Below are 25593 nucleotides of genomic sequence, written 5' to 3' on the forward strand. Positions count from 1 at the left end.
GTTCAACTCACTCTCCCAGCACGACCACCTCGACGCGTCGGTTCTCCTCGCGCCCCTCTTCCTCAAGGTTGCTGGCGATCGGGGAAAGATACCCCATGCCTTCGGCCTCCATCCGGGCACCGTCGATGCCGAACCGGTCGATCATGCGTTGCCGCACCGACTGCGCCCTGCGGCGGCTCAGCGCGATGTTGCCATCCAGCGCGCCGACCGTGTCGGTGTGGCCGACCAGTGCGATGCGCAGGTTAGGCCGCGCATCCAACACGTCTGCAAGCCTGCGCAGGGACGCATATCTGCCCTCCTCCAGGTCCGACGCGCCGGTCTGGAACTCAAGGTCGCGCAGCACCGCGTGACCCTCGCGGATCAGCCGGTTGCCCAGGTCGTCCTGCACCTGCGCAGTCGGGGAAACCGGCACCGGCGCTTCTGTCACCACATCGTTCTCGGTCACTTCACCCGCACGTATCACCTGGATGAATGCTGAATTCGCCGCCGTGCTTGCGAGTATCGTCAACACTTCCTGCGGCGCGTCCACCGAGGGCCGCACGGCGGTAATGAAGTGATAAGCGCGGATGTTCACGTACATGTTCGGGCCCGGCAGCGTCTCTGTCGCGAACCGGAAATCGAAGCCGCCACAGGTCTCGGCGGCGCAATCCAGCAGGATCTCGAATCCCGCATCCAACAGCTGACGGCGGAGCGGTCGGATAAGTTGCAGCGGTGTCAGGCCCTGCTGGCTAAGTTGCCATGCGGCGCGGCGCACCTGGCCCTCCACCTCCAGCGTCACGACCTGCCCGTTTCGGAAGATACCCGCAGGCGCGGAGTATCTGTCAGGCCCGGTGTTGCGCTCTGCCGTCAACCGCGCGCCTGCGGGCAGAGAAAGCTCCACCGCGGCCACCGGCCCGGCCAGAACACATCCCAAGAGCAGCGCCCGCAGGATCATCTGGCCTGTGCGTGATATTCGACATTGGGCCGCATGTCGGTGCCACTGGCAACCCGGTTGGTCATGTTGAAAAAGGCTGCGACACTTACTATGTCGAAAATATCGCGGTCCGAGAAACCATGGGCACGCAGCGCCTCGCGGTCGGATTCCACGACGGCAGCACTTTCGCGGGTCAGTTTCACCGCGAAATCCAGCATCGCCATCTGGCGTGCGTCGATCCTGGCCACCTTGTAGTTCATCACCAGCGCCTCGCCCAGTTGCGGATCGCCTGACAGCTGCCGCACTGCGGCCCCATGCGCCACGAGGCAGTAGTAACACTTGTTGACCGACGACACGGCGACCGCGATCATCTCGCGCTCCAGCTTGCTCAGGGCGCTGTCCCCCAGCATCAGGTCGTTGTACATCGCCGTGAAGGCGTTGAGCTTGTCGATGTCAAAGGCATAGGCCCGCAGGACGTTGGGAACCATGCCCAGCTTCTCCATGCAGACGTCGAAATATTTCTGCGTCTGCGCGGGCAGCGGATCAACCATCGGCAGGTCAAGGGCGGTTGGGGAATCGTCGGCCACGAAAGTCTCCTTTACCTCGGGGATTGACGATAATGGTAGCGCCCGCATTCGGTGAAGCCTATAGCCTGGTAGAGCGCATTCGCGCCCGCGTTCTGTTCGACGCAGAGCACTGCAAGCAGCGCCGCCCCCCGTGCCTGCGCCCAGAACGCGGCGCGCCGCATCATCCACCCTGCCACGCCCTGCCGCCGCTGATGCGGCAGCACCTCTACCGCGTGAACCATGCAGATCCCGTCATGGACCGCGGCAAAGGCGACGCCCCCGGGTTTTTCCTTCCAGCGCGAAAGGATCGCCGTCTTCACCTCTGCCCGCTCCATGACCGCAATCCGGGCGGTGCCGACGCCACCCTGCGCCCAGATCTCGCGCATGATGGCCAGCGGTTCCCAGATTTCAAACGCGGTGACGCGCGGGATCGGCAGGTCAGTCAGCCGATCTGTCGGAATCGTGTACATGATCACGGGATCGACGATGCCATACCCCCGCGCGTCCAACAGCCGGTCAAGCGCCTCGTCTCCCTCGCGGACCATGAACAGCGGCGTCTGGTCCAGCGCGCGCATGGCGATTTCCGCCTCGTCGATATCCGCGCTTTCGACCGGGCCGCGGGCAGTGGCCGCCGACACGCGCTTGCCGCCGCCGCGCCCCTCGCGCAGCGTCCAGTTTCCGTGCTCGAACCGCCGCGCGGCAGGCCAGGTCCGGTCGCAGATCTCATAAAGCCGTGCCGCCGCCACCGTCATACAAAGGCTGCCTTCAACTCGGCCAGTGCCGCGTCCACCGCGGCTGCGTCACTGCCCCGGATCACGACATGCGCGCCGTATCTTCCGTCTTTCTGAAAGGGATAGGACCCCATCGACAGCATCGGATAAGCCTTGGCAAGCGTGCCCAGCGGCGCGGCAATGTCACCTTCGCCCCGATCAATGCGCAGCGTCTTGCTGATCAGCGGGGCACCCCCGGTCAATCCTGGCAAAACGGAACCGACCATCGCATGGAATACGCTGGGCACCCCGGCCATGACGTATACATTTTCGACCCGGAAACCCGGCGCGGCGGACACCGGGTTTTCGATCAGCTCCGCGCCGTCGGGAATGCGCGCCATCCTCAGGCGCGCGGCGTTCAGCTCTGTCCCCGATCTGGCATAATGCGCGGTAAGGATCGCGCGGGCATCGTCGCGGACGTCAATCCGGCGGTCAAAGGCCGCCGCGATGCTGTCGGCGGTGATGTCGTCATGTGTCGGGCCAATACCGCCGCTCGTGAAGACGTGATCATGACGGCCCGACAATTCCCGCACCGCCCCGACGATCGCGTCCTGATCGTCGCTGATCACGCGAACCTCCATAAGGTCGATCCCCGCCTCCGCCAGTTTGCCCGCGAGATGGTGCATGTTGCTGTCCCGGGTACGGCCTGACAGGATCTCGTCTCCGATGACGATCATGGCGGCGGTTGGGTTTGGCATCGGGTTCTCCTTGAGACGTTCCGAGGTTCGGTATAGGCCGCACCCCATGCGCTTTCAAACCCAACTTGTGCCCGCCCGGCTGATCCGCCGCTACAAGAGGTTCCTCGCCGATTGCCAGCTGGAAGACGGGCGCGAGGTGACGGCACATTGCGCCAACCCCGGGTCGATGATGGGTCTGGCCGAGCCCGGCACCCGGATCTGGCTGGAACCCAACGATGACCCGAAGAAGAAGCTGAAATTCGGCTGGCGCCTCGTGGATCACGAGAACGGCCACTTCACCGGGGTCGATACCGGGCTGCCGAACCGGTTGATCAGATCGGCGCTTGAAGCCGGGGAAATCGCGGGGCTGGCAGGCTATGACAGAGTTCAGGCTGAGGTGAGATACGCCGAAAAATCGCGCGTCGATTTCCTGCTGTCGGGGCCGCGCAGACCGGATTGCTATGTCGAGGTGAAATCCGTCACCCTAAGCCGCACGCCAGGATTGGCCGAATTTCCCGACAGCGTGACGGCGCGCGGAGCGCGGCACCTGAACGATCTGGCGCAGATGGCGCAGGCCGGTCACCGCGCGGTCCTGCTCTACCTCGTGCAACGGACCGATTGCACATCTGTTACAATGGCGCGCGACATTGACCCTGCCTATGCTGCGGCGCATGCGGCGGCAACTGAAGGCGGGGTGGAAACGCTGTGCCTCGGCACCCATATTACGCCGGACTGCGTCACTTTGGCCGCCCCTCTGGCATTGCAACGCCGCGCACGCTAAACATCTGCCTGAACGGAATGGAAAATTCATGGAGAAGCCGGTGAACGAACAGCACCGTGGCCGCGTCACAAAGGACGGCATCCGCATATACGATCCGTCGGATTTCGCCGGAATGCATGCTGCCGGGCGACTGGCGGCGACGATCCTGGATGAAATCGCGGAGCATGTCGTTGTCGGCCAGACCACGGGCGAGATCGACCGCCTGATCGAGGAGAAGGTCAAGGCAGCGGGTGCGAAATCAGCAACCATCGGGTACAAGGGCTATCAGCACGCCTCCTGCATCAGCGTGAACCACGTGGTCTGCCACGGCATCCCCGGCGACAAGAAGCTCAAGGATGGCGACATCCTGAACATCGACGTCACCGTGATCGTCGATGGATGGTTCGGGGATACGTCGCGGATGTATGTCGCGGGCAAACTGCCACGCAAGGCCGAGCGCCTGATCAACGTGACACACGACAGCCTGATGCGGGGCATCGAGGCCGTGAAGCCGGGGAACACGTTTGGTGACATCGGCCATACGATACAGTCCTTCGTGGAAGCGCAGCGCATGTCCGTCGTCACCGATTTCTGCGGTCATGGCCTGGGCCGTGTGTTTCACGCCCCGCCGAACGTGCTGCACTACGGTCGGCCCGGCACCGGTGCTGTCCTGGAACCTGGCATGTTCTTCACCATCGAGCCGATGGTGAACCTCGGTCGGGCAGAGACGAAAACGCTGTCGGATGATTGGACGGCCGTGACGCGAGACAAGTCATTATCGGCGCAATTCGAACATTCCGTCGGCGTGACGGAGGATGGGGTCGAAATCTTTACCCTGTCCCCGTCGAACTTGTTTCATCCGACCTACGGCGGCTAACCTTCCGGGTCGTCTTTGTGTTCTGCCAGCCGCTTCATCATCAGACTTAACAAGGTCTCCCCCGCGACAGGTGTGATCGCATCCGTGATGATGACCGCGGGGCCGACAGGTTTGCGGCCCGGCGCGGTCCGGTCGTCGGCGCTCGCGTGCGGTATTGGCAAGGCCCAGTGTGGCACCGTCAAATCTGTCATGTGAAGGGAAATAGCACGACGGCCGGGCCTTTACAGCCTTTGAACGTCAGACGGCCATCTGGGCGACATCGGTTAGCGGCCTCGGACAACCCTGCAAGATCCGCAGCCCGACCGAACTTCACTCCCTTCAAAATGAAGACATGTCATAAATGACATGTCTTCTTTGGTAGGACAGGATATCAACCGGCGCTCTCATCGGGGGGCGACATTGCATATTCGCCAATTCGAACCCGCACTCGGCAACTTTCGTTTCAATTAGGTAAGAAATATTGCCATAGATTTCTTTTCGTGATTACCTCCCCCAAAAAGGGAGGATATCACCATGGACTGGCATCAGATTTTCGCCACACGCATGGACCGCATGAAGGCCAGTGAAATCCGCGAGTTGCTCAAGCTGCTGGACCAGCCCGACATCATCTCCTTTGCAGGCGGCATCCCCGACCCGGAATTGTTCCCGACCGAAGCGTTCCAATCGGCATTGGCCGATGCCCTGTCACCGGCCAATGCCAGTGCCGCGCTGCAGTATTCCGTTTCCGAAGGCTATGCCCCCCTGCGGGACTGGATCGCGACCCAGATGGCAGAGCTGGGCGCGCCTTGCACCCGCGAGAACGTTCTGATCACCTCGGGCTCCCAGCAGGCGCTGGATTACCTTGGCAAGCTGATGCTATCGCCGGGCGACACGGCACTGATCGGCTGGCCCACCTACCTTGGCGCGCTGGGCGCGTTCAATGCCTATGAACCGACCTACGACCGACTGATCCCACGGGGCAACCGCAGTGCCGAAGACTATGCCGCTGCGGCCAGCGCGAATGGAGGCCGGGTCAAGTTCGCCTATGCGTCCGTGGACTTCGCCAATCCCACCGGCGAAACGCTGGACCATGCTGCGCGCGAGAGCATCCTGACCCTCGCCGACGATCTGGACATCGCGGTGATCGAGGATGCAGCCTACCAGGTGTTGCGCTACGACGGGGAGCCGGTTCCGCCGATGCTGGCGCTCGAAATCGCGCGGAAAGGCGATATCGAACAGTGCCGGACGCTGTACTGCGGCAGCTTTTCCAAGTCGCTGGCGCCGGGGCTGAGAGTGGGCTGGATCTGCGGCGCGTCCAACGTGATCAGCCAACTGGTCCTGATGAAACAGGCCGCCGACCTGCATTCATCGACCATCAACCAGATGGCGATCAACACCGTGGCGCGTGGCGTGTTCGCGGACCATACCGCCAAGCTGCGCCGCACCTATGCCGCGCGCCGGGATGCAATGCTGTCGGCACTGGAAACGCACATGCCAGAAGGCGTGACCTGGACAAAGCCGGAGGGCGGCATGTTCGTCTGGGTCACTTTGCCCAAGAACATCAACGGCACCGACCTGCTGCACGTCTCGCTGGAAAGCCAGCGGGTCGCTTTCGTGCCGGGACAGGCCTTCTTTGCGGACCGCTCCGGGGCCAATACACTGCGCCTCAGCTTCTCTCTGGCGGACGACGCAGCAATCTCGGAGGGCATCAAGCGTCTGGCGGCGGCAATCCGCGCCGCAGCCTGAAATCAACCGGTAAACAGCAACAGCGTCACGTGTGTGTCGCCGAACCGCCGGTTGTCCAGCAGGGCGAAACCCTCAGGCGGCTGCATGGGGGCGCTTTCTTCCCAGACGACAGTGGCATCTGGCCTCAGCCATCCCTGCGTGCCAGCCGCTTTCAACGCGCTTTGCCCCAGGTTCTGGCCATAGGGCGGGTCAAGAAAGACAAGATCGAAAGGCGCATTCGGCCACGCCCCCAGCCGGGTCGCATCGTTGCGCATCAGCATCGCTTCGGTTTCCACCCGCAGCTTGCGGATGTTCTCGGTGATCAGCCGCTGGCCCGCGCGCCCGTTCTCTATCAGACAGACCTCGCGCGCACCGCGTGACAGCGCCTCCAGCCCCAGCGCCCCGGTTCCGGCAAAAAGGTCGAGCACCCGCGCCCCTTCGATCACGTCGCGGTGGGTCAGCATGGAAAACAGGCTTTCACGCACCCGGTCGGACGTAGGACGCAGATGCGCAGCCGCATCACCCTTGCCCAAGGCCGCAAGCGCCGTGCCTCGAAATCTCCCGGCGATGATCCTCACGCCTTCAGCAGCGCCTTCAGATCCGTCGTCGGGTCTGCGATGACCTCCGGATCAGGCGATTTGCCCGCCTCTATCAGGCGTTTGCCCACCATATAGCCGCGCGGATCGTTCATCGCGTCCACGGCCACCAGTTCATCTCCCCGATAATACCAGAACCCGATCGAATCCGCATCGACCCGCCGGGTCACGACCCGGTCGTAGCCGGTGTTCAGCCCCGCGATCTGCAGCTTGACGTCATATTGATCGGACCAGAACCAGGGCTTCGCGATATAATCCTTTTCCGCGCCCATGATATTCGCGGCCACCGCTTCGGCCTGTTCGATGGCGTTCGGAACGGACTCCAGACGGATACGCTCACCCCGGTAAGGAAAAGATGCGCAATCGCCTGCCGCCCAAACATGCGGAACCGACGTCCGGCCCTGCGCGTCGACCCGGATGCCGTTCTCTATCTCGATGCCGGCGGCCTCTGCCAACGCGACGCCGGGGCGGATGCCGACACCTACAATGACAAAATCCGCCGGGATTTCGGTCCCGTCGGTCAGGCGCGCGCCAATCACCGCGCCCGCCTCGCCCATGAGATGATCCAGCCCCACGCCCTCGCGAATGTCCACGCCGTGGCGGTGATGCAATTCGCGGAAGAAATCGGAGGTTTCTGGCGCCGCCACCCGCTTCAGAATGCGGTCGGCCATCTCCACCAGTACAACCTTCAGGCCCAACTTGGCCGCGACGGAGGCCGCTTCCAGCCCGATGTAGCCGCCGCCGACGATCAACACCTTTGCATCCTGAGCGAAGCGCGGCGCCATCGTGTCGACATCCGAAAGGTCCCGCACCACGAAAACACCGTCAAGGTTGCCTCCAATGGCCTCGGGCAGGCGGTTCGGTGTCGAGCCGGTGGTCAGCACCAGTTCGTCATACGCCAGGGTTTCCCCCGAAACCGTCAGTGTCTGCGCGTTGGTATCAATGCTCTCGACCTCCGAATGCATGCGCAGCGTGATGTTGTTGTCGGCGTAGAACGCCTCCGGTCGCAGGTAGAGGCGCTCCAGCGTCATGTCACCCATAAGATAGGCCTTGCTCAGCGGCGGACGCTGGTAGGGCGGTACGGGTTCGGCGCCAATCAGGGTGACATCGCCCTCGAAGCCACTGTTGCGCAGCTTGGCCACGCAGGATGACCCGGCCTGGCCGGCCCCGATGACAACCACATGCTTCATCTATCCACTCTCCGATTTTCCGCTCGCACCGATGGGCGAAACCTATATGGTCGCATTGATCCAACACAATACCATGAAAGGCCCAGCGGATGACAATCTCAACAGGTGATACCCTGCCCGACGCGACCCTCGTTCAGATGGGGTCGGACGGCCCTCAGCCGGTGCAAATGGCCGACAAGGTGAAGGGCCGCAAGGTGGTGGTCTTTGCCGTCCCGGGAGCGTTCACGCCAACATGCCACTCTGCCCATGTTCCCAGTTTTGTACGCACCAAGGACCAGTTCGACGCCAAAGGCGTGGACGAGATCATCTGCGTGTCCTGCAACGACCCCTTTGTAATGAAGGCCTGGGGAGAGGCGACAGGCGCGACGGAGGCGGGGATCACCATGCTTGCCGATGCGTCTTCCGAGTTCACCAAAGCCATCGGCATGGACTTTGACGCACCGCCCGCCGGGCTTGTGGCCCGGTCCAAGCGATATGCCATGCTGATCGAAGACGGCAAGGTTACTCTCTTCCAACCAGAGGAAAACCCCGGCGTCTGCGAAGTCTCCGCCGGCGAGAGCCTACTGGCCAGCATGTAACGAAAACCGCGGGCGGGCGCGTTCTTGATCGCGCCCGCCCCGTTCCGAATTCGCCCGCTCAGCCCGCCTGAACGAGTGTGCGTGTCGGGAACGGAATATCGACGCCCCCGGCGTCCAGGGCTTCCTTGACCTGACGGGTCATGTCGGCCTTGAAGGCGAAGTAATCTGCGGCGCTGCACCACACTCGCACCAGAAAATCGACGGAACTGTCGTTCAGGTTTGTGACCTGAATAAAGGGTTCCGGTTCTTCCATGGCGCGGGAGTCTGCCATGATCGTGTCTCTGATAATCGTCTCCGCGTCTTTGAGGTTCGCGCCGTAGCCAACACCGAATGTCCATTCCGCGCGGCGGGTCGGATTGACCGAATAGTTGTCGATGACATTGCCCCAAACCTCGGAGTTGGGAACGATTACGTGCACGTTGGTCAAGTCCGCGAGTTCGGTGAAGTTCAGGTTGATCTGCTTGACCGTCCCCATCTTGCCTGCCACCTCGACGAAATCGCCAATTTTGATGGGCCGGAACAGGATCAGCATCACCCCTGCGGCCACGTTCGACAACGTCCCTTGCAGCGCAAGGCCGATTGCCAGACCGGCGGCACCGATAACCGCCACGACCGATGTCGTCTGTACGCCGAAGGTGTTGAGCACGAAGAGAATCGTGAAACCCAGCACGACATAGCGCACGATGGAGGCAAGGAATTCGAACAGCATGTCGTCCAGATGACGACTGCTCTTGCCCAGTTTCTGAACCCTGCTTTGCAACCAGCTGGAGATGATCCAACCCAACAAAAGGATCACGACAGCCCCAAGGATGGAGCCTGCCGTGCTGGCGAGGAATTCCAGTGTCAATACGTCCGAAATGCTTCTGCCATTCCAGATTTCGGTGTTCAGAAAATTGGTCAGTTCCTGTTCCATCAGTCTTTCTCTGTTCCGTACAAGCCGTCCATCTTGCGGGCCAATTTTGCGTCCAGTGTCGTCAGCCCGTCAGCATCGTGCGTGGTCAGGGTGACATTTACCGTCTTGTACACATTGTCCCATTCTGGATGGTGATCCCATTTTTCGGCCCAGATGGCCACCCGTGTCATCCAACCGAAAGCCTCGACAAAATTGTCGAATTCGAACGTCTTGTGCATGGCGTCCTGATCTTCGGCCAGTTCCCAGCCGCTTTCCAACAACGGCTGCAGGACGGTGCGGCGGGTCTCGTCACTCAATTTCTCGGTCATTCCTGTTCCTCCATATGAACGTGTTTGAAAGGGCCGTAGTCCGTGAGGATCTCAATCTCCTGGTCTACGGCATCCCGCTCTGCTTGCAGGTATTCGGCAACGGCGCTGGCGAAACCCCGATCCCGCATCCAGTGCAGGGACCAGGTGGGCGTCGGCAAATACCCGCGCGCCAGCTTGTGTTCGCCCTGTGCACCGGCCTCGACCGTTTTCAGCCCACGCGCGATGGCAATGTCGATGGCCTGATAGTAACACAGTTCGAAATGCAGGCAGGGGTGATGTTCGATACAGCCCCAGTAACGGCCATAAAGCGCGTCGCGCCCGATAAAGTTCAGCGCCCCCGCGACCCACCTTCCGTCCCGTTCAGCCAACACCAGCGCAATGTCATCGCGCAACGTCTCCTGTGCGATGTCAAAAAAGCGACGGGTGAGATAGGGCGTACCCCATTTACGCGCGCCAGTGTCCTGATAGAACTGCCAGAAGGCATCCCAGTGCTCCGGCAACAACTCATCGCCGGAGAAGGTCCTGATCGTTCCGCCGAATCCCTGGGCCTGCGCCCGTTCCTTGCGCAGGTTCTTGCGCTTGCGCGAGTTGAGGTTGGCGAGAAAATCGTCGAAGTCGTTATAGCCCTGGTTGCGCCAGTGGAATTGCTGGGTCATGCGTACCATCAATCCCAGGTCTTCTGCCTGGGCCGCCTCTTCGGCCGTGCAGAAAGTGACATGCAGCGATGACAAGCTGTTGTTCTGTGTCAACTGGACCGCGCCCTGCGCCAGCGCCGCCAGCCCGGTCTGCTCGAACCCCGTCCGCGTCAGAAAGCGACGCCCGGTCGCAGGCGTATGCGGCACGGCGATCTGAAGCTTGGGATAGTACCGGCCCCCTGCCCGTTCATAGGCATGCGCCCAGCTGTGGTCGAAGATGTATTCTCCCTGCGAATGGGATTTCGCGTACAGCGGCGCCACCCCGATCACCTGCCCCTCTACCGAGGCCGTGATGTACTGTGGCTGCCAGCCGGTGCCGGGACCCACGCTCCCGCTTTGTTCGAGCGCGGAAAGAAAGCGATACGTCGTGAAGGGATCGTTGGGCGCACCGCCATCCGCAGTTTCGGGACAGGCACAGGCATCCCAATCGGCCTGCCCGACCTCGGACAGGTGGGGAACCACCCTGATTTCAATCTCTTGTGCGCTCATGCCATTTTCCTGCCTCTCCCTTATCTGGTTCGGCCTCGCGCCGGATCAAGCGGGAATGGCAGGCATGTACCCTTCGAAGGTGATGTTGTCCGCGACCTTGCGCGCCTGCATCTCCTGTCCGACGTCCCGGATCGTCCAACAGCAGATGAACGCCCCCCCTGCCTTGATCTCCGCCACGCGGGGGCGTGCCAGATCGTCCAGCTCGTGACTGATAAAGGCGGCATCGACCCGGTCAAAGTCCGGTACCTCGCGCAGTGCGTCGCAGGTGGCGCGCGGCAAGGGCCAGTCTTCATAGCGATAGGCGCTGGTCACAATCCCGCGCGGCACCTCGGGAAGCAGGTCGGCCATCCGGGCGACCGAATGCGGGTTGAAGGACATCACCGCCACCGGCCCCTCATACCCTTCGAGCGCCGACGCCACCGCCGCTTCCAGGGGGCCGATGTCAGGGCCCATGCCGCCGTCCTGATCCTTGAGCTCGATCAGCAGGGGCACCCGCCCCGCAACCAGATCGAGCACGTCGGCAAGCGGGGGGATCCCTTCTTGCCCGCCCTTCAGCCGGGTGCCCGCCAAATCCTCGGCACTGCGAAGCCGCACAGGGCCGGTGCCGTTTGTCAAACGCTCCAGCGCGTAATCGTGAAAGACCATCGCGGCATTGTCCGCGGTCAGTTGCACGTCCAATTCGATCCCGTAGCCCGCGTCGATCGCCGCACGGAAGGCGGCGCGGCTGTTCTCGGGTCGATCGGCATTCACATCGTGCAGCCCTCTATGGGCCAGCGGGATCGTGTGAAAGGCGCGCGGCAAGCTCATTTTATTTCGAAGATGCCTTCGATCTCGACCGCCACGCCCACAGGCAGCGACGGCGCCGAGACCGCGGAACGTGCATGGCGACCGGCATCGCCCAACGCCTCGACCAGAAAATCGGATGCGCCGTTGATCACCTTGGGCTGATCGGTGAAATCCTGTGTGGAGTTGACGAAACCCGTCAACTTGACCACCCGGTCCAGCCGTTCGATATCGCCGCCGCAGGCCGCCTTGACCTGCGCCAGCAGGTTGATCGCACAGGATCTTGCCGCTTCTGCCCCCTGTGCCACGTCCATGTCGGCACCCAGTTTGCCGGTGATCAACCCATCGGGGCCGTTGGAAATCTGGCCCGAGACGTAAAGTGTGCTGCCGACCTGCACATAGGGGACGTAGTTGGCTGCTGGTGCGGGCGCATCCGGCAATGTGACGCCAAGCTCGGCCAAACGATCTGCAATACCCATGAACTGGTCCTTCCCTTCAATGCTGCTTGCGCAAAAGTTAACGCCGCGGCGCGGAGTCCGAAAGCCCCCGGATCAACTTTCCCGGAACGCGCGTGCGAAATAGTCGGCGACCGGTTTCACGAGATACGCCATGGGAGACCGGTCGCCGGTACGGATGAATGCCTCCACCGGCATACCGGGCAGCAGGATCGACCCCTCGGGCAGCTTTTCCATCTCTCCGGGGTTCAACGCGATCTCGGCCCGGAAATAGGACTGACCGCTTGCCTCGTCTTCAATCGAGTCGGCAGATATCTGCAGGACCTGGCCCACCAGTTCCGGTGTCGTGCGCTGGTCCAGCGCCGAAAGGCGCAGGTTCACCTGCTGGCCGACCGCGATCTGGTCGATATGGATCGGCAGCACCCGCGCCGCAATCACCAGCGGTCGGTCTTGCGGCACGAGAAACATCAAAGGTTCCGCCGGCCGCACCACGGACCGGGGTGTCTGCACCTGCAAGCCATAGACGATGCCCGAAACCGGTGCGCGCACCGACAGACGATCTATTTCGTTCAGCAAGGCGCGGCGTTGCTGCACAAGCTCCAGCTCGCGGTAGCGCAAATCCCGCAGGCGGGTGATCGCCTCTTCGCGTCCGGCGGTTCCCAGCTTCAGGATCTCGATCTCGATCTCCGTGGTGCGTTCTTCCAACTGGGCGCGGCTGGCTGCCAGTTCACCAATCTGCCCGGTCAGCCGGGCCTTTTCGCGCTGCAGGTTCAGAACCGTGGTGGCCTGTGCCAGCCCCCGGTCCAGCAAGGATTGCTGGTTGGCCAATTCCTGCTCGATCAGCTGCAACTGTTCTTCAAGCGCGGTTTCCTGTGCCGCAACTCCCCTGATCTGTGCACCGATCTGGTCGCGCCGCTTGCCCAGTTGCTCGGTCTCCCGCGCGACAGAGGCACGGCGGGCCATGAACAGGTTCTGCTGACCCTCCATCAATTCGGCGATTTCAGGGTCGCGGCTGCTGGCCTCTGACAATTCATCATCGAAGGTAATCTGCTCGACTTCGTCACGCTCGGCCTCAAAACGGCCCCGCCGGGCCATCAACTCGTAGAGTTGCCCTTCGACGATGGCCAATTGCGAGCCGATCTGCTGTCCGTCCAGTTGCAGCAGCAGATCGCCAGCGACCACATTGTCGCCCTCGTCCACACGGATCTCGGCCACCGTGCCACCGTTCTCGTGCTGAACGATCTGACGGTTACGGTCGACCTCGATCCGACCGGAGGCGACGACCGCACCCGAAATTTGCGAGACCATCGCCCAGGTGCCGAAGCCGCCAACCAGCACCAGAAGGCCGATGAAGCCAAAGATCACCGGCGCGGTGGCGGACCAACGGTTGGGGGAAGGACCGCTCATGTGACACCTCCCGCATCGGCAGGCGCCGACTGGATTGCACGCGCGTTCTTGACCATTCCTGCCAGCACCTCGTCCTTGGGCCCAAAGGCCATGCGCATGCCACCGTCCAGAACCAGCAGGGTGTCGCATTCCTGGATCGCGGCGGGGCGATGCGCCATGATCAGGACCGACCGGCCATCTGCCTTCATTGACCGGATCGCGTGGTTCAACGCCTGCGACCCGACATTGTCGAGGTTCGAATTCGGCTCGTCCAGCACCAGGATCACCGGCTCGTCGTAAAGCGCACGGGCCAGACCGATGCGCTGCATCTGTCCGCCCGAAAGCCGGACCTGACCCGCGCGGACCACCGTGTCATAGCCCTTTGGCAATTCCAGGATCATCTCGTGCGCCGCCGCTTTCTTGGCCGCGTCGACGACTTTGGCATCGTCCGGCTGCGGCGAAAGCCGTGCAATGTTTTCAGCAATGGTGCCGTCGAAAAGCTGCACGCGCTGGGGAAGATATCCGATATGCTGGCCCAGAACCTCGGTCCCGTAATGCTCCAGCGCCGCGCCGTCCAGCCGGACGTAGCCCCCCGCCGGGGGCCAGACGCCAGTGAGGGTACGCGCCAGCGTCGTCTTGCCCGCGCCCGATGGGCCGATGACCCCGACCGCCTGCCCCGGCTCCACGTTGAAGTTGATCGACTTGAGAGAGGCCTGCCGTTCGCCCGGTGGCACCACCGTCAGGTTCTTCGCGACCAGCTTGGCCGCCGGTTTCGGCAGGGCCGTGCGCGGCGGCTCTGGCGCAACGGCGCCCAGCAACGTCGCGAGATTTTGCCAGCCTTCGCGCCCGCGCTGCACGATGGGCCACTGGTTCAGCGCCATTTCCACCGGCGCCAGCGCGCGACCCAACAGGATGGACCCTGCAATCATCGCACCTGCGGTCATTTCCCCTTGGAGGACCAGATACGCACCCAGACCCAGCATCGCCGATTGCAGGAACAGGCGCAGGGTCTTGGTCATGGAAGTGAACGTGCCGCCGACATCGGTCGCCCTGATCTGGCTTTCCAGCGCCTCACCCCGCGCTTTCTGCCAGCGGTCGAAAGCGGCATCACGCATGCCCATGGCCTGCACCATCTCGGCCTCTGTCCGGATCTGGTCCGCGATGGATCCGGCCGCTTGGCCCGCCTGCCCCGCCTTGGACTGAGAGTTACGGGACAGCAGCTGGTTGGCAAAGGTGATGGCGATCAGCACAGCCGCGCCACCGACCGCCATCCAGCCCAGCAAAGGATGAAAGAGAAAAATCGCAGCAAAGAAAATCGGTGTCCACGGCATATCGAAAAAAGCCATCAACACCGGCGACGTCAGCAACCGCTGCACAGCCTCGAGGTCGGACAGGTTTCCGCTGGTACGGGTGTCCGGCGCGATGGCGGATTTGCGCACAACCGCGTCGAATACACGGCGATCCAGCGCATCCTGGAACCGCGCGCCTACGCGCGCCATGATGCGACCGCGGGTATAGTCTAGCACCCCCATTATCCCATAGAGAAAGACCACCAAAATCGACAGCGCGATCAGGGTTTCCTCGGACCCCGAACCCAGCACCCGGTCATAGACCTGCAACATGTAAAGCGGACCCGTCAGCATCAGCAGATTGGCGAACAGACTGAACAGCGCGACCGTCCAGAACAGGCTGCGGCTGCGTTTGCGCACGGCGCGCAGTTCGGCAAAGCCGCGTCGGGTTACTTCATCACGCATCTGCGCCTTCCTGCCCAAGGAACGTCAAAACAGCTCCGCCAATTCTCAAAGGCGATGCCCGTCAATGGCATAACCAGTTTAACAGCGAATTTCCATTCCAAGATTGAACGGGGCGCGGCAACTGTGGCGCGGTCACATCCAACGCAGGGCGCCGCTGACACGCACGGATGCACCGGGTTTTCCCGTGACCTCCACCGTCAGCGCCAATGACATCCCCATGTCCACACCCTGCCGGATTTCGAAACGCCCCCCTGCCGCAAGCCGTCGCAGCGCAAATCAACCAGTACCCGGCAGGGCATTGCGCAGCACCGTCCCGAGATGGGAGAAACATCTGTGCAAGAATAGTGGCCGGTTATCCGCAATAGGAAAAATCAGCTTTTGCGTGGCCACCATCATGAAATGAGAAGAATCACCTTTCCGTCGGTCGGGGCGCAGATGCCCCACTGCCGGACCCGGTGCTGCCGCCACCGAAGATGTCCTGCAGAACCTGGTCGATGATGTTCCCGCTGCCTTGGTTGCCACCGGTTTCGTCCACCGGGATCGGATCCGAAGCCAGCACCGGGTCCTGCTCCCCAAGGCCGCTGGGAGCGACGGGAGGCGCCATCGGCAAGCCCTTCAGTTCAGTCCCCTCGTGGGCGCGGCTCATGGCCTCGCGCCAGATGTCGGTGGGCAGACCGCCGCCCGTCACGCCCTTGAGCGGGGTGTTATCGTCATACCCCATCCAGACACCGGCGACGTAGTCCGCCGAGAAGCCGATGAACCAGGCGTCCTTGGCGGCCGAGGTCGTACCGGTCTTGCCCGCCAGTTCACGCCCGCCGAACTGCGCCCGTTGCCCGGTGCCTTCGGATATGACCTTTTCCATCATGTAGACCAGCTGCCGCGCCGCATCTTCCTGGATCACCCGTTCGCCGATCCCCCCGCCGGTGCCCATCAGCGGCTCATTATCGCCCATCAATCGCAGGTCCACGAGGCCGTAGGGCGTGACCGAAGAGCCGCCGTTGAGAATGCCCGCGTATGCCCCTGTCATCTCGGTCAGGGTGCTTTCCGACGCGCCAAGCGCCAGCGCAGGCCCAGCGGCAAGGTCGTTCTTGATGCCGAATTGCGCGGCGACCCGGCTCACCAAATCCCGACCGACGCTTTCGGAGATCTTGACCGCAGGAATATTCAGCGAGTCCTTGAGCGCATTGGTCAGTGTGACCGGCCCGAGAAAGCGATTGGTGTAATTCTTGGGACACCATTCGCCCGAGCCGGGAATGTTCATGCACAAAGGTTCATCGACCACGATGTCGTTGGGAGAATACCCAAGATCGAGCGCGGCGGCATAGACGAACGGCTTGAACGCCGACCCGGTCTGGCGCAGCGCCTGGGTCGCGCGGTTGAAGGCACCGCGCACCTTGGTCTTGCGCCCGCCCACCATCGCGCGCACCGCCCCGTCCGCCGACATGATGACGATCGCCGCCTGCGCCTCTGACCCTTCGCGCACCTTGTTTTCGAAGACGTATTTCAGCCCCTCCTCGGCGGCCCTCTGAATACGCTGATCCAAGGTCGTTCGGATAATCACGTCTTCGGTCGTGTTCCGGGTAAAGAATTCCGGTCCGGTGGACATCACCCAGTCCGCAAAGTAGCCGCCCGCACGCGCCTCCGCCGCATCGGACAACACCGCCGGGTTGGCCTGTGCCGTCTCGGCCTCCGCCGCCGTCAGATAGCCCTGCTCCCGCATGAGCCGGATAACGGTCGCCGCACGGTTCTGCGCGCGATCCAGATCATTCGTGGGTGAAAGGACAGAAGGCGACGTCAAAAGCCCGGCCAGCATTGCGGCCTCCGACGGGTTCACCTCGGACGCGGATTTGCCAAAGAATCGCTGCGCCGCCGCTTCCGCGCCATAGGCACCGCCGCCCATGTAGGCGCGGTTCAGGTAAATCGACAGGATATCATCCTTGGAATACTTGACCTCCATCGCCATGGCATAAAGCGCCTCCTTAGCCTTGCGCTGAAGGTTGCCGGCCCGGCAGCCCGCCTCGTATTCCTGCTCCGTCTGGCCGGAAGATGGATCATAGGGTTCGCCCAGACAGATCAGTTTGGCGGTCTGCTGAGTGATCGTCGAGCCGCCGTGCCCCGAGAGCGGGCCGCGCCCCTCGCTGAGGTTGATGCGCACGGCAGAGGCGATGCCGCGCGGGCTGACGCCCAGATGGCGGTAGAAACGCTTGTCCTCGGTCGCGATCACCGCATTCTTGAGGTGTCTCGACACACTCTCGGCGGTCACGACGCCGCCAAACTGGTCGCCGCGCCAGGCAAAGACGTCGCCATTGCGGTCCAGCAGCGTGACCGACCCACGCGCACGTCCGTCCAGCAGCGCCTGAAGCGGGGGCAGCGTGGTGTAGAAATAGCCCACCGCCAATGCGAGGCACAGAACAACGACAGCGGTGACGCGCCAGGTGATCTTCCAGATCAGCCGCACGAACCAGGATGCCAGCGCCGACAGCAACCCAAGAGGACCACCGCGACGCGGCTTTCTTGCCCGCGTGGCCTTGCGGCGCACCGGCGCGGCCTTTGCCGCGGGTTTCTTTGCGGTTTTCTTACCCGTGGGCTTACCCTTTGACTGATACCGACGGTCCGCCACCAACGGGCGTTTTCGTTTGGATGAATCGCTCATGAGTCTGGCCTGCTCGCCTGTCTTTTTTCCATCTTACGCTGCAAATGCGAGATTGTTTAGCGCAGCAAAGCGCAATGCCCATCATTATTTTGATTATTTTTTATGCAATTTGCCATTTATGCCTACATATTATGCAAATGAGGGCGAAAATCCGCCCAAACCCTTCGGTCAAACCTTCCACCCACAGCTCGATAGCCTGTTTTCTGCAGTGGCATCACGCAGGTCGATCCTGCCAACCGGAAGAGGGATTCAGAAGGTGAAACTCATTATCGCAACAATCAAGCCATTCAAGCTCGAGGAAGTGCGCGAAGCACTGACCGAAGCGGGTGTGCGCGGGCTGATGGTAACTGAAATCAAGGGATTTGGCGCGCAGTCGGGCCACACGGAAATCTACCGCGGTGCGGAATACGTCGTGAACTTCGTCCCGAAGGTCAAACTGGAGCTCGTCGTCGCCGACAGCGTGGCCGATCAGATGGTCGAGGTAATTTCGAAAACCGCCAAAACCGGCAAGATCGGCGACGGCAAGATCTTTGTGCTCGATGTCGAACAATCGGTGCGCGTGCGGACCGGCGAAACCGGCGAAGACGCCATCTGACCCTCCCATAGAACTGAGGAAAACTCGAAATGAACAAACTCAAGTATATTCCGTTGGCCACCGCGATCGCGCTGGTGCCCACGCTGGGGGCGGCGCAGGATGCTGAATTCGCCTCGCTCTCGCAGACGACCTTCATCTTCAACACGCTGCTGTTCCTGATCGGCGGCTTCCTGGTGTTCTGGATGGCCGCAGGCTTTGCCATGCTCGAAGCTGGATTGGTCCGCTCCAAGAACGTGACCACCCAGCTGACCAAGAACATGGGCCTCTTCGGGATAGCGGCGATCATGTACTGGCTGATCGGCTACAACGTGATGTACCCCGGCGACGGCAACTGGATGATGGACGGCGTGCTGGGCACGATCGCGCCCAAGGACATCAAGACAGAAGTTGACGCCGGCGGCTATTCCAACGCCTCGGACTTCTTCTTCCAGCTGATGTTCTGCGCCACGACCGCCTCCATCGTGTCGGGCACCCTGGCCGAGCGGATCAAGCTGTGGCCCTTCCTGATCTTCGTCGTGGTGCTGACCGGCCTGATCTACCCGATCGAGGCATCCTGGCAGTGGGGCGGCGGCTTCCTGTCCGCGATGGGCTTCTCCGACTTCGCCGGTTCCACGCTGGTACACGCCGCAGGTGGCTTTGCCGCCCTGGCCGGTGCCCTGCTGCTTGGGCCGCGGATCGGCAAATACGCCAAAGACGGCCGCGTCGTCCCGATGCCGGGCTCCAACCTGCCGCTTGCCACGCTGGGTACGTTCATCCTCTGGATGGGTTGGTTCGGCTTCAACGGCGCCTCCCAGCTGGCCATGGGCACACTGGAAGACGTGGACGCGGTCGCGCAGATCTTTGCCAACACCAACATGGCCGCCGCATCCGGTGCCGTGGCGGCACTGATCCTGACGCAGGTGCTGTACCGCAAGGTCGACCTGACGATGGTGCTGAACGGCGCGCTGGCCGGGCTGGTGTCGATCACCGCAGGTCCGCTTGACCCGACCCTGCTTGGCGCACTGTGGATCGGTGCCGTTGGCGGTGTCATCGTGGTCTTTGCCGTGCCCTTCCTGGACAAGCTCAAGATCGACGACGTGGTCGGTGCGATCCCGGTCCACCTGATCGCGGGCTTCTGGGGCACATTGGTTGTACCAGTCTACACCGACGGCACATCCTTCGTGACCCAGATCATCGGCTTTGTTGCCATCGGTATCTTCGTCTTCGTGGCCAGTATCATCGTCTTCGGCATTCTCAAGGCCGTGATGGGCATCCGCGTCAGCGAAGAAGCCGAAATTCAGGGGCTCGACACTTCTGAACTGGGCATGGAAGCCTACCCTGAATTCTCCAAGGGCTGACCCTCCCTCAGTCCTGAAAGAACCAACCCGGCCTTTCGAGGCCGGGTTTTTTCATGCCCCCAGATCAACGGCAGGGTAGCGACCGGCCAAAAATGGCTGATCCGCGACACGCCGCACAGGACACCGGGAACCGGCGGATCACAGAAGCGGTTATCAGGATACTGGAACAGGAACCGCGATCGGCGCGCTACTCTTCCGGGCCCGATCAGGAGAACACGATCATGGGTGAAATCGCAGACAAGGCAAAAGGCGCCGCCAACAAAGCCGCCGGCGCGGCGAAATCGGCCGCAGGCCAGGCCACCGGTAACGAAAAGCTCCGCAGCGAAGGCGAAGCCCAAAAGGTGAAGGGCGACGCGCAAAAGGCCAAGGGCGAAATCAAGGGCGCTTTGGGCAACAAGATCTGATCAGTCTGAAAATCCATATCTGCACCAAAGTGCACCAAAGAAAGACCCCGCGCCGACCCTATCGACGCGGGGGTTTTGCATTGGTGGTCGCCAGGCTTGCTCAGATGCCGACGTCGATGATGGCCCGCGCAAGGATCGGCACAGTCTGCTGGTTCAGCCCGGCAATATTCATGCGGCTGTCACCTACCATATAGATGCCGTGTTTCTCGCGCAGCTCCTCGACCTTTTCGGGCGTGGTCCCCAGGCGCGAGAACATGCCGCGGTGCTGACCGAGGAAACCGAACCGGTCCGATCCCGAAAGGCGTTGCAGTTCCGCGGCAAGCTGGGTGCGGATGCCCAGCATGGTGTTTCGCACGTCCTCCAGTTCCTGCATCCAGTCTGACCGTAGGTCAGCGTCGTTCAGTATCGTCGTGACGACCCGCGCCCCGTGGTCCGGGGGAAAGCTGTAATTCTGGCGGTTGAGGAAGGCCAGCGTGTCCTGGTTGAGCTTGCGCGCAGAGCTATCCGCAGCGATCACCATCAACAGACCGGTACGTTCCCGGTAGATGCCGAAGTTCTTGGAACAGCTTGCCGCGATCAGGCATTCGGGCACCGCTGCCGCGACCTTGCGCGTCGCAGCGGCGTCGTCCGCCAAACCGTCACCGAACCCCTGATAGGCGATGTCGATCATCGGCGTAGCACCGGTTTGCTGCAATACCTTGATAACAGCATCCCATTCGCTGGTGTTCAGGTTGGCCCCCGTCGGGTTGTGACAACAACCATGCAGCAGGACCACATCACCGGCCCTGGCCTGTTTGAGGTCCTCGACCATACCGTCAAAGTCCACCCCGCCGGTATCGCTGTCGAAATACCGGTAGTTTACCACTTCGATACCCAGATATTTGAGAATCGACAGATGGTTGGGCCATGTCGGGTCCGACACGAACACCCGCGCGTCGGGCCGTGCCATCTGGATCATTTCGAACGCCTGCCGCACGGCACCCGTGCCGCCGGGCGTCGCCGCGGCTGCCACCGTGTCACGCGGCACGGCCCCATCCAGGACCAGTCCGATCATCGCATCGGAAAAAGCCGGGTCCCCGACCAGCCCGGTATAGACCTTGGTGTCCTGTGCCTCCCAGATCCGGTGTTCCGCCGCTTTGACGGCGCGCATCACGGGGGTAAGCCCCGTGGGATCCTTGTAGACGCCTACGCCGAGGTCGATCTTGTCCTCGCGCGGATCGTCCCGGTACATCTGCATCAGGGTCAGGATCTTGTCAGCAGGCTGGTTTTTCAGTGTTTCGAACATTTCATGCGTCTCCGGTAGCGATTGGAACCGTGGGGAACATGCCCCATTCGGCCCAGGATCCGTCATAGAGCGACCAGTTGCTCTGGCCGATCCGCTCAAGCGCAAGCGCGAGGATCGCGGCGGTCACGCCCGACCCGCAGGTCGTGATTACGGGCTTGGCCGTATCGACACCCGCCGCCTCGAAGACCGCGCGCAGCGCGTCGGGGTCCTTCATTGTGTTGTTGTCGTTCAGCAAGGTCTGGTAATGCACGTTGCGCGACCCGGGGATATGCCCCGCGCGCAGCCCCTCGCGCGGCTCGGGCGCATCGCCCCGGAACCGGGCTGGCGGGCGCGCATCGACGATCTGCGGGTCGCCCAACTTCGACGCCTGCGCCACCTGCGTCACGTCGCGCACCAGATGGTTCTGCAGGCGGACCGTCATGTGACGGTCGCGCGGGATCGGCGGCATATCCTCGGTCGGATGCCCCTCATCGACCCACTTGGGCAGGCCCCCATCCAGCACCGCGACGTTCTCTTGACCCATCAGGCGGAACAGCCACCAGACACGCGCCGCCGACATCAGGCCCGCGCCGTCATAGACCACCACCTGATGCCCGTCCCCCACGCCCATCGCGCGCATCCGCGACATGAATTTCTCGACCGGGGGGGCCATGTGCGGCAAGTCGGATCGCGCGTCGGAAATATCCTCGATGTCGAAGAACCGCGCGCCCGGAATATGCGCCGCGTCGTATTCTGCCTTGGGGTCGCGGCCCGCATCCGGCAGATACCAGGACGCGTCCAGCAATCGCATGTCCGGGTCTTTGAGATGCTTCGCCAGCCAGGCGGTGGACACCAGCGTCTTGGGATCATCGGCCATGAACGGTCCTTCCAGAAAATGCTACGTTGTCTGCCTAGCCAAGCGGATGCCAACTGGCAAGGGGAGGGCCGCCCCCGCCTCACTCTACAGGAGGCGCGGCGGATGGAAACGGCTCGGTCATCAGCAACATGGGGCTGTCCGCCATGCCACGCCACCAGGCACAGAGCGCAGGATATTCCGCCAGCGCCTCTGCCCCTGCCTGAACTCGTGTGAAATAGTCGATCATCGGCGCGAGATGCAGATCCGCGAGGCTGCGGCTCTCACCGCCCAGCACAAGCCCCTCCGCCGAGATGGCATCAAGCAATTCAAGCCCCGGCCGACCCGCTTCCAGACCGACGGCCACCTGTCGCGGGTCATGCGCTTCCTGCATGAGCGGGCCGTAAAAGCCGTGAGAAAAGACCTGCCGCACCAGGGGCCAATACAGGCTGGAGTCCGCCACGCCCATCACCTGCTCCATGCGGGCAAGCGTCCGGGGATCTTCGGGAAGCAGATGGCCGCATCCGGTGATCCGCGCCAGGTAGCGCAGGATTGCCGCCGTCTCGGTCAGGGTAAAGTTACCGTGGCGCAAAACGGGGACCTTTCCCAGCGGCGTGAACCGATCCAGCGCGGCGTCGCCCGCAAACGGATCGACTTCGAGATAGCGCGCTTTGGTCCCGGTTTCGATCAGCGCGATGCGCACGATACGGGTGTAGACAGAGTAGCGGAAACCGATCAGCTCGAACGGTTCAGCCATGATCTTTCAGCAGACGCGCCTTCTGGCGGGACCAGTCGCGTTTGGCTGCCGTCTCGCGCTTGTCATGGTTCTTCTTGCCCTTGGCGATGCCGATCTTGATCTTCGCCATACCGCGGTGGTTGAAGTACATCACAAGCGGCACCAGCGTCATGCCCTTGCGCTGGGTGGCGTTCCACAGGTCGGACATTTCCTTGCGCGAAACCAGAAGCTTGCGCCGCCGCCGTTCGTCATGCTGAAACGTCTTGGCCTGCGCATAGGGCGCCACGTAGGAATTCACCAGCCACAGTTCGCCGTCCTCGACAGCCGCATAACTTTCGGCGATGTTGGCGCCCCCTTGGCGCAGTGATTTGACCTCCGATCCTTCCAGCACGATGCCGCACTCGAGGTCTTCCTCAATTGCATAATCGAACCGGGCCCGGCGGTTTTCAGCGATCACCTTGTAGTTGGGATCGGACTTGGAGGATGTTTTGACCTGTGTCATGCCCAGCGATGTAAGGCGCGCGCGCGCCGTGCGCAACAGTACCGATGCGCCAGACCAGATTGTACACCAGAATTCGACCGAATTTCCATAATTTCGCCCGAATCCTGTGTCACAAATGTGGCAGATACAGCAGCATCAGATGAAGGGGGATGTCATGCGTGCACTTCTGGTCACTCTTGGAATGGTCTATGTGTTGTCTTTCGGGTCGACAGCCGTTGCGGCGGAGCGGATGAACGTCCTGGTTATGGGCGACAGTTTCATGACGTCGAACGGCTCGGCCCGCCAATCCGTCCCACATGTGTTGTCGTCCCTATTGAAAACCCGCGTCAAAAGCAAAGCGGTGACCGGTGCACGCCACCTCTACCGATTGCCGATCACCGGGGCGCTGGGGATGAACATTTCCAAACAATACCGGCCCGGCAAATGGGATGTTGTCGTGATGAATGGCGGCGGAAACGATTTGTGGATGGGCTGTGGCTGCGGCAAATGCACCCGCAAGATGGCGCGGCTGATTTCGCCGGACGGGAAACGCGGGGCCATCCCCTCAGTCGTGGCACGTGCCCGCGCCGATGGCGCGCGGGTGATCTATGTGGGTTATCTGCGCAGCCCCGGCCGCGGCTCGCCAATAGAAGGGTGCAAACCGCTTGGCGACGCGCTTGAGGCACGCATTGCCAAACTGGCGGCGCGTGATCCGGGCATGACTTTCGTGACGCTTGCGGACATGGTGCCCTTTGGGGACAGGAGTTTTCATGCGGCCGATATGATCCACCCCTCGCCCAAGGGTAGTGCAGCTGCGGCACGGCGCGTGGCGGAGGCAATCAAGAAGGCTCAGAAAAGCAGTTTCTGAAGAACTGTCTCACCTGACGCTGCCCGGCAGGACTTCGTTCGAGCGGCCAGATCAAGAGGTGCTGGCCTGGCTCAACAGTCCCGCTCAATCCCCGAGCTTGGCATGCACCTCGGCCAGATCAATCTCTCCGACGGGCATCTTGTTCCCCGGATTGTCAAAGTCGTATTTGAACAGCTCGAAATCACGTTTGTAGATTTCCCGCATCAGATGCATGGACAAATCGTCAAAGTAATCCTCGACCGGATGCGCCCGCTTGGGTCCGTGCCCTTCGCTCTCATTGAACCGCGGGATATCGGCCAATTTGACCGTATGCGTGGTCTTAATCGAGTCGAGCACATCTTGCATGCCGTCGTTGAAATGCTCGGTCCAGAAAATCTTGTCATAGGTGCCACCGTTGACAATGAACGTACTTACGTGCCCCGACATGGCCGACCAGTGAATGTCCGGGTCCATCGGCCGACGCCAGCGGATGGTATCGCGCGCGAACAGCAAGAACCGGCGGAAACTGGCGATCTGGTCGAACTCCTGCTTGCCGTCGTCGCCGCCGACCTCGATCCCGTACTTCTGGATCAGCAACGGCACAAGGTTGCCGCGGTAGCGTTTGCCGTTGCGCTGGATGCCGCAGATCTTGTCAAAGAACGACGACAGGATGCGCGTGTAAGGGTTGCGCACGCAGGTGAAGGCGTAGGATTTATGCCCCTTCACGTTCTCTGTGATGGGCAATTGCGACGCATCTAGCGCCCATTTGTGCAGACCCGACTGCGCGTCATGGATGTCGCCGTCAAAGAATTCGCCATGGTCGGAGTAGAACATGATCTGTCCGATCGTTGAACAGGCGCACTTGGGCACGACGCGATAGACCACGCTCTCGCTCTCCGTCATCCATGTTCCGGGGAACCCCATATCCGCCTGCCTCTCACTCATTCCGTCATGACTGTTTTCAGCAACAGTTCTGAGTTGCCGCAAAAAAGCAAATAAATGCGGTTTA

27 protein-coding genes are annotated in these 25593 nt (G+C 62.0%); 8 read left to right on the plus strand and 19 right to left on the minus strand.

All coding sequences use genetic code 11. The features are described 5' to 3' along the window. Window positions 1-7: 7 nt before the first annotated feature. Genes FIU94_RS03825 through FIU94_RS03840 form a run of 4 tightly spaced genes read right to left on the minus strand, consistent with a single transcriptional unit; the run spans window position 8 to window position 2947 of the window. Window positions 8-934: an OmpA family protein gene (locus FIU94_RS03825; RefSeq protein ID WP_152464515.1), complete on the minus strand. Its 927-nt coding sequence runs from the start codon at window positions 932-934 to the stop codon at window positions 8-10. Beyond that, window positions 931-1500, minus strand: a complete 570-nt coding sequence (locus tag FIU94_RS03830) for a peroxidase-related enzyme (RefSeq protein ID WP_152464516.1) — start codon at window positions 1498-1500, stop codon at window positions 931-933. Before FIU94_RS03830 ends, FIU94_RS03825 begins: the two co-directional genes overlap by 4 nt. Before the next feature lie 11 nt (window positions 1501-1511). Further along, window positions 1512-2231: a GNAT family N-acetyltransferase gene (locus FIU94_RS03835; RefSeq protein ID WP_152464517.1), complete on the minus strand. Its 720-nt coding sequence runs from the start codon at window positions 2229-2231 to the stop codon at window positions 1512-1514. Next, window positions 2228-2947: a molybdopterin-binding protein gene (locus tag FIU94_RS03840; protein WP_152464518.1), complete on the minus strand. Its 720-nt coding sequence runs from the start codon at window positions 2945-2947 to the stop codon at window positions 2228-2230. The genes FIU94_RS03835 and FIU94_RS03840 overlap by 4 nt, the downstream gene beginning before the upstream one ends. Before the next feature lie 46 nt (window positions 2948-2993). Here FIU94_RS03840 and sfsA point away from each other — a divergent pair, with 46 nt between their 5' ends. The 3 genes from sfsA to FIU94_RS03855 all read left to right on the plus strand — a co-directional run bounded on the left by sfsA (window position 2994) and on the right by FIU94_RS03855 (window position 6288). Beyond that, entirely contained in the window at window positions 2994-3707 is a 714-nt protein-coding gene (gene sfsA / locus FIU94_RS03845) for a DNA/RNA nuclease SfsA (RefSeq protein ID WP_152464519.1), read from the plus strand. A gap of 28 nt (window positions 3708-3735) precedes the next feature. Beyond that, window positions 3736-4563 carry a type I methionyl aminopeptidase gene (map, locus tag FIU94_RS03850; protein ID WP_152464520.1) on the plus strand — a complete coding sequence of 276 codons (828 nt, stop codon included), beginning with the start codon at window positions 3736-3738 and terminating at the stop codon, window positions 4561-4563. A gap of 513 nt (window positions 4564-5076) precedes the next feature. After that, window positions 5077-6288, plus strand: coding sequence for a PLP-dependent aminotransferase family protein (locus tag FIU94_RS03855; RefSeq protein WP_152464521.1), 1212 nt, complete (start codon window positions 5077-5079; stop codon window positions 6286-6288). A gap of 2 nt (window positions 6289-6290) precedes the next feature. On the opposite strand, the gene rsmD is transcribed toward FIU94_RS03855, so the two are convergent. After that, window positions 6291-6845, minus strand: a complete 555-nt coding sequence (gene rsmD / locus FIU94_RS03860; protein WP_152464522.1) for a 16S rRNA (guanine(966)-N(2))-methyltransferase RsmD — start codon at window positions 6843-6845, stop codon at window positions 6291-6293. Beyond that, on the minus strand, window positions 6842-8053 hold the full coding sequence (locus tag FIU94_RS03865; protein WP_152464523.1) for an NAD(P)/FAD-dependent oxidoreductase: 1212 nt from the start codon (window positions 8051-8053) through the stop codon (window positions 6842-6844). The genes rsmD and FIU94_RS03865 overlap by 4 nt, the downstream gene beginning before the upstream one ends. Window positions 8054-8142: 89 nt before the next feature. Here FIU94_RS03865 and FIU94_RS03870 point away from each other — a divergent pair, with 89 nt between their 5' ends. Further along, window positions 8143-8631, plus strand: a complete 489-nt coding sequence (locus tag FIU94_RS03870) for a peroxiredoxin (protein ID WP_152464524.1) — start codon at window positions 8143-8145, stop codon at window positions 8629-8631. Window positions 8632-8689: 58 nt separating this feature from the next. Here FIU94_RS03870 and FIU94_RS03875 read toward each other — a convergent pair whose 3' ends face one another. The 8 genes from FIU94_RS03875 to FIU94_RS03910 form a co-directional block, all read right to left on the minus strand. Next, window positions 8690-9544, minus strand: coding sequence for a mechanosensitive ion channel family protein (locus FIU94_RS03875; protein ID WP_254702608.1), 855 nt, complete (start codon window positions 9542-9544; stop codon window positions 8690-8692). Then, window positions 9544-9852: a 4a-hydroxytetrahydrobiopterin dehydratase gene (locus FIU94_RS03880; protein ID WP_152464525.1), complete on the minus strand. Its 309-nt coding sequence runs from the start codon at window positions 9850-9852 to the stop codon at window positions 9544-9546. Before FIU94_RS03880 ends, FIU94_RS03875 begins: the two co-directional genes overlap by 1 nt. Then, window positions 9849-11036: a GNAT family N-acetyltransferase gene (locus FIU94_RS03885; RefSeq protein WP_152464526.1), complete on the minus strand. Its 1188-nt coding sequence runs from the start codon at window positions 11034-11036 to the stop codon at window positions 9849-9851. Before FIU94_RS03885 ends, FIU94_RS03880 begins: the two co-directional genes overlap by 4 nt. Window positions 11037-11081: 45 nt before the next feature. Next, a complete protein-coding gene (locus tag FIU94_RS03890; protein ID WP_152464527.1) occupies window positions 11082-11843 on the minus strand; it encodes a glycerophosphodiester phosphodiesterase family protein in 762 nt (253 codons plus the stop codon). Next, complete coding sequence (locus FIU94_RS03895) at window positions 11840-12298, minus strand: RidA family protein (protein WP_152464528.1); 459 nt, start codon at window positions 12296-12298, stop codon at window positions 11840-11842. The genes FIU94_RS03890 and FIU94_RS03895 overlap by 4 nt, the downstream gene beginning before the upstream one ends. 72 nt (window positions 12299-12370) lie before the next feature. Then, complete coding sequence (locus FIU94_RS03900; protein ID WP_152464529.1) at window positions 12371-13681, minus strand: HlyD family type I secretion periplasmic adaptor subunit; 1311 nt, start codon at window positions 13679-13681, stop codon at window positions 12371-12373. Then, complete coding sequence (locus FIU94_RS03905) at window positions 13678-15414, minus strand: type I secretion system permease/ATPase (RefSeq protein WP_152464530.1); 1737 nt, start codon at window positions 15412-15414, stop codon at window positions 13678-13680. The genes FIU94_RS03900 and FIU94_RS03905 overlap by 4 nt, the downstream gene beginning before the upstream one ends. Before the next feature lie 409 nt (window positions 15415-15823). Then, window positions 15824-18067: a transglycosylase domain-containing protein gene (locus FIU94_RS03910; protein ID WP_152464531.1), complete on the minus strand. Its 2244-nt coding sequence runs from the start codon at window positions 18065-18067 to the stop codon at window positions 15824-15826. Between the two features lie 256 nt (window positions 18068-18323). On the opposite strand from FIU94_RS03910, the gene FIU94_RS03915 reads away from it, so the two are divergent. The 3 genes from FIU94_RS03915 to FIU94_RS03925 all read left to right on the plus strand — a co-directional run bounded on the left by FIU94_RS03915 (window position 18324) and on the right by FIU94_RS03925 (window position 20403). Further along, entirely contained in the window at window positions 18324-18662 is a 339-nt protein-coding gene (locus FIU94_RS03915; protein ID WP_152466937.1) for a P-II family nitrogen regulator, read from the plus strand. Between the two features lie 29 nt (window positions 18663-18691). Beyond that, a complete protein-coding gene (locus FIU94_RS03920) occupies window positions 18692-19999 on the plus strand; it encodes an ammonium transporter (protein WP_152464532.1) in 1308 nt (435 codons plus the stop codon). A gap of 221 nt (window positions 20000-20220) precedes the next feature. After that, window positions 20221-20403: a CsbD family protein gene (locus FIU94_RS03925; RefSeq protein ID WP_152464533.1), complete on the plus strand. Its 183-nt coding sequence runs from the start codon at window positions 20221-20223 to the stop codon at window positions 20401-20403. Window positions 20404-20503: 100 nt separating this feature from the next. Here FIU94_RS03925 and FIU94_RS03930 read toward each other — a convergent pair whose 3' ends face one another. From FIU94_RS03930 to smpB, 4 genes are all read right to left on the minus strand, one after another. Beyond that, window positions 20504-21688, minus strand: a complete 1185-nt coding sequence (locus tag FIU94_RS03930; protein WP_152464534.1) for an amino acid aminotransferase — start codon at window positions 21686-21688, stop codon at window positions 20504-20506. 1 nt (window position 21689) lies between these two features. After that, entirely contained in the window at window positions 21690-22544 is an 855-nt protein-coding gene (sseA, locus tag FIU94_RS03935; protein ID WP_152464535.1) for a 3-mercaptopyruvate sulfurtransferase, read from the minus strand. Window positions 22545-22623: 79 nt separating this feature from the next. Then, window positions 22624-23277: a glutathione S-transferase family protein gene (locus FIU94_RS03940; protein ID WP_152464536.1), complete on the minus strand. Its 654-nt coding sequence runs from the start codon at window positions 23275-23277 to the stop codon at window positions 22624-22626. Then, window positions 23270-23758, minus strand: coding sequence for an SsrA-binding protein SmpB (gene smpB / locus FIU94_RS03945; RefSeq protein WP_152464537.1), 489 nt, complete (start codon window positions 23756-23758; stop codon window positions 23270-23272). The genes FIU94_RS03940 and smpB overlap by 8 nt, the downstream gene beginning before the upstream one ends. Before the next feature lie 154 nt (window positions 23759-23912). Between smpB and FIU94_RS03950 the strand changes: the two genes are divergently transcribed. Then, window positions 23913-24605: an SGNH/GDSL hydrolase family protein gene (locus FIU94_RS03950; RefSeq protein WP_152464538.1), complete on the plus strand. Its 693-nt coding sequence runs from the start codon at window positions 23913-23915 to the stop codon at window positions 24603-24605. Window positions 24606-24689: 84 nt separating this feature from the next. Here FIU94_RS03950 and FIU94_RS03955 read toward each other — a convergent pair whose 3' ends face one another. Next, window positions 24690-25508: a sulfotransferase family protein gene (locus FIU94_RS03955; RefSeq protein ID WP_152466938.1), complete on the minus strand. Its 819-nt coding sequence runs from the start codon at window positions 25506-25508 to the stop codon at window positions 24690-24692. Between the last annotated feature and the right edge of the window lie 85 nt (window positions 25509-25593).

Source organism: Sulfitobacter sp. THAF37 (assembly GCF_009363555.1).
GTDB lineage: Bacteria > Pseudomonadota > Alphaproteobacteria > Rhodobacterales > Rhodobacteraceae > Sulfitobacter.